Genomic DNA, 13,469 nt, shown 5'->3' with positions numbered 1-13,469 from the left:
CCGCACTCACAGCATCTTCACGAGGGCCCCGGCCCCTCCCCTCTCCGAGGAAGGGGAGGGGCCGGCCTGATCCAGACGAAAGGCCCTACGCCACCACCTCCGCGGGCTCCCCGACGAAGGTCCGCCACAGCCGTGCGTAGCTGCCGTCCAGGGCCAGCAGCTCCTCGTGCGTGCCGTCCTCGACGACCCGGCCGTGGTCCATCACCACCACCCGGTCCGCCCGTGCCGCGGTGGTCAGCCGGTGGGCGACCACCAGCGTGGTCCGCCGGCCGGCGATCCGGTCCGTGGCCTGGTTGACCTGGGCCTCGGACGCCAGATCGAGTGCGGCCGTCGCCTCGTCGAGCAGCAGGATGTCCGGGTCGACCAGTTCGGCGCGGGCCAGCGCGATCAGCTGGCGCTGCCCCGCCGAGAGGTTGCGGCCGCGCTCGGCCACCTCATGGAGGTAGCCGCCCTTCAGGGTCGCGATCATGTCGTGTGCGCCGACCGCCCGCGCCGCCGCCTCGACCTCGGCGTCGGTCGCGTCCGCCCGCCCGTACGCGATGGCGTCGCGGACCGTACCCGCGAAGAGGTACGCCTCCTGCGGGACGACCCCGAGCCGGTGGCGGTAGGCCGTCATGTCCATGTCCCGCAGATCGATGCCGTCGGCGGTGACCCGGCCGGCTGTCGGGTCGTAGAACCGTGCGACCAGCTTGACCAGCGTGGACTTGCCCGCGCCTGTCTCCCCGACGAAGGCGACCGTCTGCCCGGCCGGGATCCGCAGATCGATGCCGCTCAGCGCCGCCTCGGCCACATCGGCTCCATCGGTCCCGTCGGCCGCCCCGTACGCGAACGAGACGTCCTCGAAGGCGATGTCGCCGCGCAGTGCGGTGACATCCAGCGGCACCGTGCTCGCCTCGGTCGACGTGGGCTCGGTGAGCAGCTCCTGGATGCGCTTGAGCGAGACGGTGGCCTGCTGGTAGCCGTCGAAGACCTGGGACAGCTGCTGCACGGGGGCGAAGAACAGGTCGATGTACAGGAGGTACGCGACCAGGGCGCCCGTGGTGAGGGTGCCGGCCTCGATCCGGTGCGAGCCGACGATCAGCACGGCGGCCGCGGCCACCGACGACAGCAGCTGCACGAACGGGAAGTAGACGGAGATCAGCCACTGGCCGCGCACCCGCGCCTGCCGGTAGTGGTCGCTGCGGCCGGCGAAGCGGCCCGCGCCGGTGGACTCGCGGCGGAACGCCTGCACGATCCGCAGCCCGGAGACGGACTCCTGAAGGTCGGCGTTGACGACGGAGATCCGCTCGCGCGCCAGCTCGTACGCCTGGACGCTCTTCTTGCGGAAGACGTACGTGGCGACGGCCAGGAACGGCAGCGTCACGAAGACGACAAGGGCCAGCTGGACATCGATCACGAACAGCACCACGAGGATGCCGAAGAAGGTGACGACCGAGACGAACGCGGTGACCAGGCCGGTCTGCAGGAAGGTGGAGAGCGCGTCCACGTCCGTGGTCATCCGGGTCATGATCCGGCCGGTCAGCTCACGCTCGTAGTAGTCGAGACCGAGCCGCTGGAGCTGCGCGAAGATCTTGAGGCGCAGCGTGTAGAGGACGCGCTCGCCGGTACGTCCGGTCATCCGGGTCTCCCCGGTCTGCGCCAGCCACTGGACGGCCACGGTGACCAGGCCGAGCCCGGCCGCCGTCCACACCGCGCCGGTGGCGAGCTTGGTGACGCCCTGGTCGATGCCGTGCCGGATCAGTACCGGCAGCAGCAGCCCCATGCCCGCGTCGACCGCGACCAGGAACAGGCTGATGAGCAGGACGGGCCCGAAGCCGCGCAGCAGCCGGCGCAGCCCGTACGAGGTCTCGGCGGCGACGGCGTGCGCCTCGTCCACGTCCGGGGTGTCCGTGGCGGGCGGCAACGCCGCTACCTGGGCGAGGAGTTCGGGCGTCGCGGGCATCCCGCCGGGGGCGGGGGCGGCGTCCGTGCCGGTGCCGGGGGTCTCGTTGCGTACCCAGAGCGGCGGGGTGATGCCCCGCTCGACGTCGAACTCGGCGTCCAGCTCCGCGCGTACGGAGGTGTCCTCCGGCTCGTCCGCCACGGGCCCGGTGTGGCCGGGCGAGACACCGCCCAGCTCGTCCGGGTCGGTGAGCAGCCGCCGGTAGAGCGCCGAGCGCTCCTCCAGCTCCGCGTGCGTACCGACGTCGGCGAGCCGGCCCCCATCGATGACCGCGATCCGGTCGGCGAGGTTGAGGGTGGAGCGGCGGTGCGCGATGAGCAGGGTGGTCCGGCCCGCCATCACCCCGCGCAGCGCCTCGTGGATCTCGTGCTCGACGCGGGCGTCCACGGCGGATGTGGCGTCGTCCAGGAGGAGCAGCCTGGGGTCGGTGAGGATGGCGCGGGCGAGCGCGACGCGCTGGCGCTGACCGCCGGAGAGGGTGAGGCCGTGCTCGCCGACGGTGGTGTCGTATCCGGCGGGCAGCTCGGCGATGAAGCGGTCGGCCTGGGCGGCGCGCGCGGCGGTGCGGATCTGCTCGTCGGTGGCGTCGGGGAAGCCGTAGGCGATGTTGGCGCGGACGGTGTCGGAGAACAGGAAGCTGTCCTCGGGCACGAGGCCGATGGCGGACCGCAGCGACTCCAGCGTCAGTTCGCGTACGTCGTGGCCGCCGATGAGGACCGCGCCCTGCGAGACGTCGTAGAAGCGCGGCAGGAGCAGCGAGACGGTGGACTTGCCGCTGCCGGACGAGCCGACGACGGCGACGGTCTCGCCCGGCGCGATGGTCAGGGAGAAGCCGTCGAGCACGGGCCGGTCGTCGGTGTACCCGAAGGAGACGCCGTCGAACTCGACGGTGGCCTCGGCGTCCGCCGGGAGCGTCTTCGTACCGTCCTCGATGGACGGCTCGGTGTCGATCAGCTCAAGGACGCGCTCGACACCCGCGCGGGCCTGCTGGCCGACGGTGAGCACCATGGCGAGCATCCGGACCGGGCCGACGAGCTGCGCCAGGTAGGAGGAGAAGGCGACGAACGTCCCGAGGGTGATCTCGCCGCGGGTGGCCAGCCAGCCGCCGAGCGCCAGCATCGCGACCTGCCCGAGGGCGGGGACGGCCTGGAGGGCCGGGGTGTAGCGGGAGTTCAGCTTGATGGTGCGCAGCCGCCCGGCGAAGAGCCTGCGGCTGACCGTGCGGATCTTGCCGGTCTCCTGGTCCTCCTGGCCGAACCCCTTCACCACGCGGACCCCGGTGACGGCTCCGTCGACGACGCCGGCGACGGCGGCGGCCTGCCCCTGGGCGTACCAGGTGGCGGGGAAGAGCCGGGTCCTGCTGCGCTTGGCGATGATCCACAGGGCGGGCGCCACTGCCACGGCGATCAGCGTGAGCAGCGGGGAGAGCCAGGCCATGATGACCAGCGAGATCACGAACAGCAGCACGTTGCCGAGGGTCATCGGCAGCATGAAGAGCAGACCCTGGATGAGCTGGAGGTCGCTGGTGGCGCGGCCGATGACCTGCCCGGTGGACAGCTCGTCCTGCCGGCGCCCGTCCAGCTTCATGATCGTTCCGTACATCTCGGTACGGAGGTCGTGCTGGACGTCGAGCGCGAGGCGTCCGCCGTAGTAGCGCCTGACGTAGGTGAGGACGTAGACGACGACGGCGGCGCCGATCAGCAGCCCCGTCCAGACGGCGAGGGACCGGGTGCCGTTGCCGATGACGTCATCGATGATCACCTTGGTGACCAGCGGGACGAGCGCCATGACGGCCATCCCGGCGAGCGACGACCCGAGGGCCAGCAGCACATTGCGCCGGTACCGCCAGGCGTACCCGACGATCCGCCGAGCCCAGCCCTGCCGCCGCGCTCCCCCGGCCGCGGCGACCTGGGCCTTGTCCTGCTGCGCGCCGCCCTGCTGCGCACTGTCCTGTTGCGCGCTGTCCTGTTGCGCGGCGTCCTGTTGCGCGGCGTCCGCCACTGGTGCCTCCCGTTGTCTCATACCACCGGAAGGATCCAACGCGGCGACCTGGGGATTTCATCCCGCTGCAACATTCCGGGGTACGGGTCCGTCCGAACGACGTACGGGGACAGGTCTGCGGACCTAGGTCTTTCGTTTGGATCCTGCCGGGCTCGCGGCCTGATCCAGACGGACGGTGCTAGCGCGACTGCGCCCAGTCGTAGAGGCGGTGGGCGCTGTCACCGAAGCGCGTGGCGTAGAGCGTGGGGGTCGGTCCGCCCGCGAGTTCCTCGCTGGTGGTGGTGATGCCCACGACGGTGCCGGTGCCGGTGCGGGTGTCGAAGTGGGCCAGGTGAGGTCCACCACTCGATCCGGCCGACATGTCGCAGGTCTCACCCCACAGCAGGGGGACCTTGGGACCGGGGTGGCTCGTGCCCGCGCAGTGGATCATGCGGGAGCCGACGTACTTGTCCTTGGGATCGTTGAGTCCGTTGCTCGGGTATCCGAAGGTATGGATGAACTCGCCCTCGACGGGCTGACCGAACCCGATGTGCTGGCTTCCGGTGATGTCCGCGATCGGTTGTCCCCCGGCAGCCGGGTTCGCCACGAGGAGTCCCGTGTCGTAACCGGCGGCAGCGACGTCCGACGATTGCGTGGTGTCCGGGTCGGCGTTCCAGCGGGAAGAGGTGGCCATGGTCCTGATGCTGAAGCCACCGAGCGGTTTCGTTCCGTTGCGATAGCCGGGAACGAAGTAGAAGTTGTGGTTCCAGGTGTCGTCGCCGGAAGGCGAACCGACGCCTCTCAGACAGTGTGATGCCGTGACGACGGTACTGCGGTTGGCGCTCGTGACGACCGTCGCGGTGCAACTGCCGTCGTAGCCGTCGGAGAAGGTGAAGAACAGGCGGCCGACGTTCTTCTCCACCGCCCCGCCGTGAGTCCACACGGACCCGGAGTCCGGCGTGTTCGCGGGAAGCGGCCGCGGGTCGTCCGGCGTGTCGTCGTCCTTGGGTACGGGGGTGATCTCGGGGACGACAGCGCTCGCCAGCTTCAGCCGCTCAGGGGTCCAGTAGGCGTCTATCCGGTTGCGCTCCTGTGCGGTCGTGGCGCCGGCGTGGGTGGTGGTGGTGTCCGGTCCTGCCGCGCCGCCGCTGCTGGACGAGGAGTTGTGCGGTACGGCGTTGGCGGCCGCGGCCGGCGTGACCAGTGCGACGACGGCCGCCGACACCGTGACGGTGGCCCCGATCGCGCGGCGGAGGGTCCTGCGGGTGCTGCCCTGCTGACCGCTGGGGCGATGAGATGAAATGTGCATGCGCCGGGACAGTAGTCACGCGATGTCAGGAAGCGGTCAGAGAAGCGTGCAGGCGGTGTCAGCGCGGCGGGTCGGCGCGTCTTGCCGGACGGCGGGATGGTGGCCGAGCATCTCGCGAAGCTGCTGCGCGGGCACCGCGAGCAGTTCGGGACCCGCCAGGATACTCACGCGCCGGCCGGCGCCCGCTGGTCCTGCACGAGCAGACGGCCTCTCCGAGGGTCTCCACATCCCGTAAAATCTGGTCGGTCCACCAAAAAGCAAGATCAACTTCTCTTGACCTCGGTGGCTTCAACCACTACTTTTCGATGAAGTAGACCTGTAATCACTGAAGGAGGCGACCAGCAGATGTACACCTGCTCTGATGTCGCTCGCCTCGCCCGCCTCACGGTCTGGGCCCCGGGTCAGGTCGCACACGGCTGCTGAGCACGCCGTTCTGATGTGCCCCCCTTCGTGGCACGTTTCTTTGATTTCCCCCTCACCATTCCCGGCACAGCGCTGACGCGTGCCGATGTGCGCCCGCCCCTGACGTGGCGCGTCCGAGCATAGAAAGCTGCCCGAAATTGGCGAACATGATGAATCGACCTGCCCTGCAGCGAAATCCTGCCCCGCAGCGAATTGAAGGCCCGTCATGGTAGGGGCGCGCATCACGGTGAACGGGAAGGAAGCAGCGCTCGCACCGACCGCACCCCACACCACGGTGCTGGACTTCCTGCGCGAGCGTGGCCTCACCGGCACCAAGGAGGGCTGCGCGGAGGGCGAGTGCGGCGCCTGTTCGGTCCTGGTGGCCCGGCCCGGCGTGAACAAGCCCACCGACTGGGTGGCGGTCAACGCCTGCCTGGTCCCGGCCGCGGCACTGGACGGCCAGGAGGTCATCACCTCCGAAGGTCTCGCCACCCCCGGCAAACCCGGAACGCCACCCGAACTGCACCCGGTTCAGGAGGAGATGGCGGTCCGCGGCGGCTCCCAGTGCGGTTACTGCACACCGGGGTTCATCTGCAGCATGGCGGCCGAGTACTACCGCCCCAACCGCTGCGCGCACGCGGAACCGGCCGGCTCGGCGGGCGGCACCGACACGGACGTCGATGCCGACACCGACGCCGAGCACGGTCCGAACGGTTTCGATCTGCACGCGCTGAGCGGGAATCTCTGCCGTTGCACCGGTTACCGCCCGATCCGCGATGCCGCGTTCGCCGTCGGTACGCCTGCCGACGAGGACCCGCTGGCGCAGCGTCGCGAGCAGTCGCCGCCCGCACCGGTTGCCACCGAATACACCCGGGACGGCAGCTCGTTCCTGCGCAAGAGCACGCTGGCCGAGACACTGCAGCTGCTGCGCGAGCGGCCCGACGCGGTGGTGGTCGCCGGCTCCACGGACTTCGGCGTCGAGGTGAACATCCGTTCCCGCCGGGCGGATTGCGTGGTCGCCGTCGACCGGCTGTCCGAGATGCGGGAGCTGCGGGTCGCATCCGACCACATCGAAATCGGGGCGGCACTGACGCTCACCGAGATCGAACGCCGCCTCGATGGCAGCGTCCCGCTGCTGGCAGAGCTGTTTCCGCAATTCGCGTCCCGGCTCATCCGCAACGGGGCGACCCTCGGCGGCAATCTGGGTACCGGCTCGCCCATCGGTGACAGCCCGCCCGTGCTGCTCGCGCTGGACGCGTCGGTGGTGCTGGCCGACGCTGACGGCGAGCGCGAGGTCCCGCTGGCGGACTACTTCACCGGCTACCGGCAGAGCGTGCGCCGTCCCGGCGAGCTGATCCGCGCGGTGCGCGTCCCGCTGCCCCTGTCGCCGGTCGTGGCCTTCCACAAGATCGCCAAGCGGCGTTTCGACGACATCTCCAGCGTGGCCGTCGCCTTCGCGCTGGACATCCGGGGAGGGGTCGTCCGTACGGCACGCATCGGTCTGGGCGGCGTGGCCGCCACCCCGATCCGCTCCCTGGCCACCGAGGCGGCCCTGGAGGGCAAGCCGTGGACGGCGGAGACCGTCGAGGCCGCGGCCCCCGTACTGCGGGCCGAGGGAACACCGATGAACGATCACCGCGCCAGCGCCGACTACCGCTCCGCGATGCTCGGCCAGAGCCTGCTGAAGCTGTACGCGCAAACCACTGAGGCGGTGCCGTCATGAGCCATTTGTCCGAGATCCCCGAGAAGCCGGTCGTCGGCGTTTCGATGCCGCACGAGAGCGCCTTCCTGCACGTCACCGGTACCGCTCTCTACACCGACGACCTGGTCCAGCGCACCAAGGACGTCCTGCACGCGTACCCGGTCCAGGTCATGAAGGCCCGCGGCCTGATCACCGCGCTGCGCACCGGGCCCGCGCTGACCGTGCCCGGTGTGGTGCACGTCCTGACCGGTGCTGACGTACCCGGCGTCAACGACGCCGGCATGAAGCACGACGAGCCGCTGTTCCCCGACGAGGTCATGTTCCACGGCCACGCGGTCGCCTGGGTGCTCGCCGAGACGCTGGAGGCGGCCCGGATCGGAGCGGCCGCCGTCGAGGTGGAAATCGACGAACAGCCCTCCCTGATCACGTTGCAGGACGCGATCGCGGCCGGCAGCTATCACGGTGCCAAGCCGGTGATGGTGGCAGGAGACACCGACGCGGGCTTCGCCGAGTCCGCGCACGTGTTCAGCGGCGAGTTCGAGTTCGCCGGCCAGGAGCACTTCTATCTGGAAACGCATGCGGCGCTGGCGCAGGTCGACGAGAACGGGCAGGTGTTCATCCAGAGCAGCACCCAGCACCCTTCGGAGACCCAGGAAATCGTCGCGCACGTGCTCGGTCTGCCCAGCCACGAGGTGACGGTCCAGTGCCTGCGGATGGGCGGCGGCTTCGGTGGCAAGGAGATGCAGCCGCACGGGTTCGCGGCCGTCGCCGCGCTCGGCGCCAAGCTGACCGGCCGGCCGGTCCGGTTCCGGCTCAACCGGACGCAGGACCTGACCATGTCCGGCAAGCGGCACGGGTTCCACGCCGAGTGGCGGATCGGCTTCGACGCGGACGGCCGCATCCAGGCCCTGGACGCGACGCTGACCGCGGACGGCGGCTGGAGCCTGGACCTGTCCGAGCCGGTGCTGGCCCGTGCGCTCTGCCACATCGACAACACCTACTGGATTCCCAACGCGCGCGTCGCCGGGCGTATCGCCAAGACCAACACGGTCTCCAACACCGCGTTCCGCGGCTTCGGCGGACCGCAGGGCATGCTGGTGATCGAGGACATCCTGGGCCGCTGCGCACCACTGCTCGACCTCGATCCCATGGAGTTGCGGGAGCGCAACTTCTACCGGCCGGGGCAGGGCCAGACGACGCCGTACGGGCAGCCGGTCACGCAGGCCGAGCGGATCTCCGCCATCTGGCAGCAGGTTCAGGAGAACGCCGGTATCGCCGACCGCAAGCGCGAGATCGCCGCGTTCAACGCCGCGCACCCGCACACCAAGCGGGCTCTCGCGATCACCGGCATCAAGTTCGGCATCTCGTTCAACCTCACCGCCTTCAACCAGGGCGGCGCGCTGGTGCTGATCTACAAGGACGGTTCGGTCCTGATCAACCACGGCGGCACCGAGATGGGCCAGGGCCTGCACACCAAGATGCTGCAGGTGGCCGCGACCACGCTCGGGATCCCGCTGCACAAGGTCCGGCTGGCCCCGACGCGTACCGACAAGGTGCCCAACACCTCTGCCACCGCAGCCAGTTCCGGGGCGGACCTGAACGGCGGGGCGGTCAAGAACGCCTGTGAGCAGTTGCGCGAGCGGCTCCTTCAGGTGGCGGCCTCCCGGCTGGGTGCGAACGCCTCGGACGTACGCATCGTCGAGGGCGTCGCGCGGGCGCTCGGCAACGAGCAGGAGCTGGCCTGGGACGACCTGGTGCACACCGCTTACTTCCAGCGGGTCCAGTTGTCGGCGTCCGGTTTCTACCGGACCGAGGGACTGCACTGGGACGCGAAGAGCTTCAGGGGATCGCCGTTCAAGTACTTCGCCCACGGCGCCGCCGCGACGGAGGTGGAGGTCGACGGCTTCACCGGCGCGTACCGCATCCGGCGGGTGGACATCGTGCACGATGTCGGCGACAGCCTGTCCCCGATGATCGACATCGGTCAGGTCGAGGGCGGGTTCGTACAGGGCGCGGGCTGGCTGACGCTTGAGGACCTGCGCTGGGACACCGGCGACGGGCCGAACCGGGGCCGACTGCTGACCCAGGCCGCGAGCACCTACAAGCTGCCGAGCTTCTCGGAGATGCCCGAGGAGTTCAACATCACGCTGATGGAGAACGCCACCGAAGAGGGCGCGGTGTTCGGGTCCAAGGCGGTGGGTGAGCCTCCGCTGATGCTGGCGTTCTCGGTACGGGAGGCGCTGCGGCAGGCCGCTGCCGCGTTCGGGCCGGGCGGGACCAGCGTCGAGCTGGCCTCGCCCGCGACGCCGGAGGCGATGTACTGGGCGATCCAGGCGGCTCGGCAGAGCGACACCGGCCGGCAGAACGGCCACGCACCCAACGGGTTCACCACCAACGGGCAGGCCGCGAACGGGCAGACCACCAACGGCCCGGCCGCCAACGGGCACGCTGCGAACGGCCCGGCCGCGAACGGCAAGGCCCGAGCTGACGCAGAAGCCTTGAGAGGTGCCTGACATGACATGGGTCGCCGCGGTCGCACGGTTGCGAACACGCAGGGAGCCCGGCGTGCTGGCGACCGTCGCGACCGTGCGCGGCCATGCGCCGCGCGACGCCGGTGCGAAACTCGTCGTGGGTCGGACCGAGGCGTGGGGCTCGATCGGTGGCGGCAACGTCGAGGCCGTCACCATCGACCGGGCCCGGGAAATGATCACCACGTCCAAGCCGGAGCCGGAGCTGATTGATTTCGCCCTGAACGACAAGGTGACCAACCGGCATGGCGTGCAGTGCTGCGGCGGGACGGTCTCGGTGCTGCTCGAACCGCTGCCGGTGGTACGGGCGGTGGCGGTCTTCGGGGTCGGGCATGTCGGGCTGGAACTGGTGCGCATCCTGGCGCGTCAGGATCTCGACCTCCATCTGATCGACACCCGTTCCGACATCCTCACCGAGCAGCGGCTCGGCGTGCTCGCGGACGCGGTGGCGGACGTGCACGTCCATCACACACCGCTGCTGCCCGAGGAGGTGCTGGAGACGTTGCCACCCGGCACCCAGGTCCTGATCATGACCCATGACCACGCCGAGGACGCCGCGCTGTGCGACGCCGCCCTGCGCACGCCCCATCTCGGTTCCATCGGGTTGATCGGGTCGGCGGCCAAGTGGGCGCGGTTCCGCAAACGCCTTGCCACCGAGGGCGGTCATGACGAGGCCGCCATCGACCGGATCAAGACCCCGATCGGGCTGGCCGACATCACCGGCAAGGAGCCCGCGACCATTGCCGTGAGCATCGCGGCCGATGTGCTGCGCACCTTCGAAGCCCAGGAGGCCTCATCGCTCGTACGAGGGTGAGGCCGGCCGTTCGGGTCAGGCCGGCCCGGCCTGACCCGAACGAAAGGCCCTGTGCCGTGTCCCCACGGCCGCGCCTCAGCCCAGATGCGTGGGCGCGAACATCTTCAGCACCGCCGGCAGCACGACCACCGAAGGGCCCGGCTCCGCGAACGCCTTGGCCAGATCCTCGGTCAGGGTCTCCGGAGTCGTACGCAGTGCCGGGACCCCGAAGGACTCCGCCAGGGCCACGAAGTCCGGGCGGGTGAGTTCCGTGGCGGTGGCCTCGCCGAAGGCGTCCTCCATGTACTCGCGCAGGATGCCGTAGCCGCCGTCGTCCACGATCAGCCAGGTGACCGGCAGACCGTACTGGCGGGCCGTGGCCAGTTCCGCGATCGAGTACATCGCGCCGCCGTCGCCCGACACCGCGAGGACCGGTGTGGTGGGGTCGGCGACCGCTGCCCCCAGCGCGGCCGGGAAGCCGTAGCCGAGGCCGCCCGCTCCCTGGGCGGAGTGCAGGGCGCCGGGCCAGGCGGACCAGGCCCAGTAGGCGAGGATCGTCATGTCCCAGAAGCTGGGCGACGTGGCGGGCAGCGCGGCCCTGACCGAGGCCAGGATCTGCTGTTCCCGGTCCAGGTCCTGGCCCGCGATCCGCTCCGCGACCTTGGCGAGGACGGTGCGTACGGCGTCGGCAGCGCCCGGGTCGGTGCGCTCCTCCACCGTCTCAAGCAGGGCGGACAGCGCGATCCGGGCGTCCGCGTGGATGCCGAGCGCCGGGTGGTTGGACTCCAGCTTGCCGAGGTCGGCCTCGATCTGGACGACCCGGCCGCGTGGCTTGAACGTGTGGTAGTTCGAGGAGAGTTCGCCGAGCCCGGAGCCGACGACCAGCAGGACGTCCGCCGCCTCCAGGAAGTCCGTGGTGTGCCGGTCCTCCATCCAGGACTGGAGCGAGAGCGGGTGCTCCCACGGGAACGCGCCCTTGCCGCCGACCGTGCAGACGACCGGGGCGTCGAGGCGTTCGGCGAGCGCGAGCAGCTTTCCGGCCGCGTCGGACCGTACGACACCGCCGCCCGCGATGATCACCGGGCGCTCGGCGTGCGAGAGCAGGTGCGCTGCCACCGCGGTCAGTTCGGGGCGCGGCTCCAGCTCGCGCGGGGTCGCGTCCATCGCGGTGACGGGCGGGAGGGTCGTCTCCGCGAGCAGCACGTCCTGCGGGATCTCCACCCAGACGGGGCCGTGCGGGGCGGTCAGCGCGGATTCCCAGGCCGCCGCGATGGCGGAGGGGATCTGGGACGCGGTGCGCACGGTGTGCACGGACTTCACGATGTCGCGGAACGACGCCTTCTGGTCGCGGAGTTCATGCAGGTACCCATGGCGTCCGCCGCCGAGCCCGGCCGTCGGAACCTGGCTGGAGATCGCGAGCACGGGCGCGCTGGCCGCCGCCGCCTCCTGGAGCGCGGCGAGCGAGGTCAGTGCGCCGGGGCCGGTGGAGAGCAGCAGCGGGGCGACCTCGCCGGTGATCCGGCCGTACGCGTCGGCTGCGAAGCCCGCGTTGTTCTCGACGCGCAGCCCCACGTACGAGAGCGCCGAGCGGCGCAGCGCGTCGAACATGCCGAGCGCGTGCTGGCCGGGGAGGCCGAAGACCGTGGTGGCGCCCAGCCCTTGGAGGGTCTCGACGACCAGGTCGCCGCCGTTGCGCCCCGCCGGAGGGTTGAGCGCGGCGGCGGTCTGCTCCGCGGTGAGCCGCGGGGTCTCGTGGTGGTGGTCGTGCGTCACTTGGCTCCAGCCTCCGCGCTGTGCCCGTGGCCCTGCCTGGCGGCAGCGACTTGGCGCGACATGATCGTGGTGAGTTCGTACGCCGTGTGGGAGGCGGCGACGGAGGTGATCTCGGCGTGGTCGTACGCCGGGGCGACCTCGACCAGGTCGGCGGAGACCAGGTGGCAGGAGGAGAGCCCGCGGACGATCTCCAGGAGTTCGCGGGAGGTCAGCCCGCCGGCCTCGGGGGTGCCGGTGCCGGGCGCGTGTGCCGGGTCCAGTACGTCGATGTCGATGGAGATGTACAGCGGCCGGGTGCCGATGCGCTGGCGCAGCTGGTCGGTGATCTCGTCCACCCCGCGCCGCATGACATCGGCCGACGAGACGATGCCGAAGCCCATCTTCGCGTCGTCGTCCAGGTCCTTCTTGCCGTAGAGCGGGCCGCGCGTGCCGACGTGCGAGAGCGCGGAGGTGTCGAGGATGCCCTCTTCGACGGCCCGGCGGAACGGCGTGCCGTGGGTGTACTCGGCGCCGAAGTAGGTGTCCCAGGTGTCCAGGTGCGCGTCGAAGTGGAGCAGCGCGACCGGGCCGTGCTGCTTGGCGACCGAGCGCAGCAGCGGCAGCGCGATCGTGTGGTCGCCGCCGAGCGTCATCAGCCGGGCGCCGGTGGAGAGCAGGTCGTCGGCGGCGGCCTCGATGGTGTCGACGGCCTCGTTGATGTTGAACGGGTTGGCCGCGATGTCGCCCGCGTCGGCGACCTGCGCCAGCGCGAACGGCGACGCGTCCTGCGCCGGGTTGTACGGGCGCAGCAGCCGGGACGCCTCGCGGATGGCGTTGCCGCCGAAGCGGGCGCCGGGCCGGTAGGAGACGCCGGAGTCGAAGGGCACACCGACAACGGCCACATCGGCGGTGCCGACCTCGTCGAGCCGGGGCAGCCTGGCGAAGGTCGCGGGGCCGGCGTACCGGGGGACGCGGGACGAATCGACGGGGCCGCGCGGCTGTTCGGTGCTGCTCATGGGTGTGCCCTTCTTCTCTTTATTTCTGCGCTTTTGACGCGTGTT

The 13,469-nt window shown here is 70.6% G+C and carries 7 protein-coding genes; 3 read left to right on the top strand and 4 right to left on the bottom strand.

Translation table 11 applies throughout. From position 1 onward, the window contains the following. Positions 1 to 85: 85 nt before the first annotated feature. Together OG385_RS21910 and OG385_RS21905 are read right to left on the bottom strand one after the other, a co-directional pair. Entirely contained in the window at positions 86 to 3,805 is a 3,720-nt protein-coding gene (locus OG385_RS21910) for an ABC transporter ATP-binding protein (protein WP_266861053.1), read from the bottom strand. A 316-nt stretch (positions 3,806 to 4,121) separates the two neighbouring features. Then, entirely contained in the window at positions 4,122 to 5,231 is a 1,110-nt protein-coding gene (locus tag OG385_RS21905) for a serine protease (RefSeq protein ID WP_266856868.1), read from the bottom strand. A 628-nt stretch (positions 5,232 to 5,859) separates the two neighbouring features. On the opposite strand from OG385_RS21905, the gene OG385_RS21900 reads away from it, so the two are divergent. From OG385_RS21900 to xdhC, 3 genes are read left to right on the top strand one after another with little or no spacing between them, the layout of a single operon-like run. After that, positions 5,860 to 7,356, top strand: a complete 1,497-nt coding sequence (locus OG385_RS21900) for a xanthine dehydrogenase small subunit (protein ID WP_266856866.1) — start codon at positions 5,860 to 5,862, stop codon at positions 7,354 to 7,356. Beyond that, positions 7,353 to 9,848: a xanthine dehydrogenase molybdopterin binding subunit gene (xdhB, locus tag OG385_RS21895; RefSeq protein ID WP_266856865.1), complete on the top strand. Its 2,496-nt coding sequence runs from the start codon at positions 7,353 to 7,355 to the stop codon at positions 9,846 to 9,848. Before OG385_RS21900 ends, xdhB begins: the two co-directional genes overlap by 4 nt. Before the next feature lies 1 nt (position 9,849). Further along, positions 9,850 to 10,677, top strand: coding sequence for a xanthine dehydrogenase accessory protein XdhC (gene xdhC, locus OG385_RS21890; protein WP_266856863.1), 828 nt, complete (start codon positions 9,850 to 9,852; stop codon positions 10,675 to 10,677). Between the two features lie 75 nt (positions 10,678 to 10,752). On the opposite strand, the gene OG385_RS21885 is transcribed toward xdhC, so the two are convergent. Together OG385_RS21885 and speB are read right to left on the bottom strand one after the other, a co-directional pair. Next, positions 10,753 to 12,429, bottom strand: a complete 1,677-nt coding sequence (locus tag OG385_RS21885) for a thiamine pyrophosphate-binding protein (protein WP_266856861.1) — start codon at positions 12,427 to 12,429, stop codon at positions 10,753 to 10,755. Further along, positions 12,426 to 13,424 (bottom strand): agmatinase, encoded by a 999-nt coding sequence (gene speB, locus OG385_RS21880; protein WP_266856859.1) that lies wholly within the window; start codon positions 13,422 to 13,424, stop codon positions 12,426 to 12,428. The genes OG385_RS21885 and speB overlap by 4 nt, the downstream gene beginning before the upstream one ends. Positions 13,425 to 13,469: the final 45 nt, after the last annotated feature.

This window comes from Streptomyces sp. NBC_01306, assembly GCF_026340465.1.
GTDB lineage: Bacteria > Actinomycetota > Actinomycetes > Streptomycetales > Streptomycetaceae > Streptomyces.
Note: the sequence above shows the minus strand (reverse complement) of the source record. Positions and strands in the feature narration are given on the sequence as shown.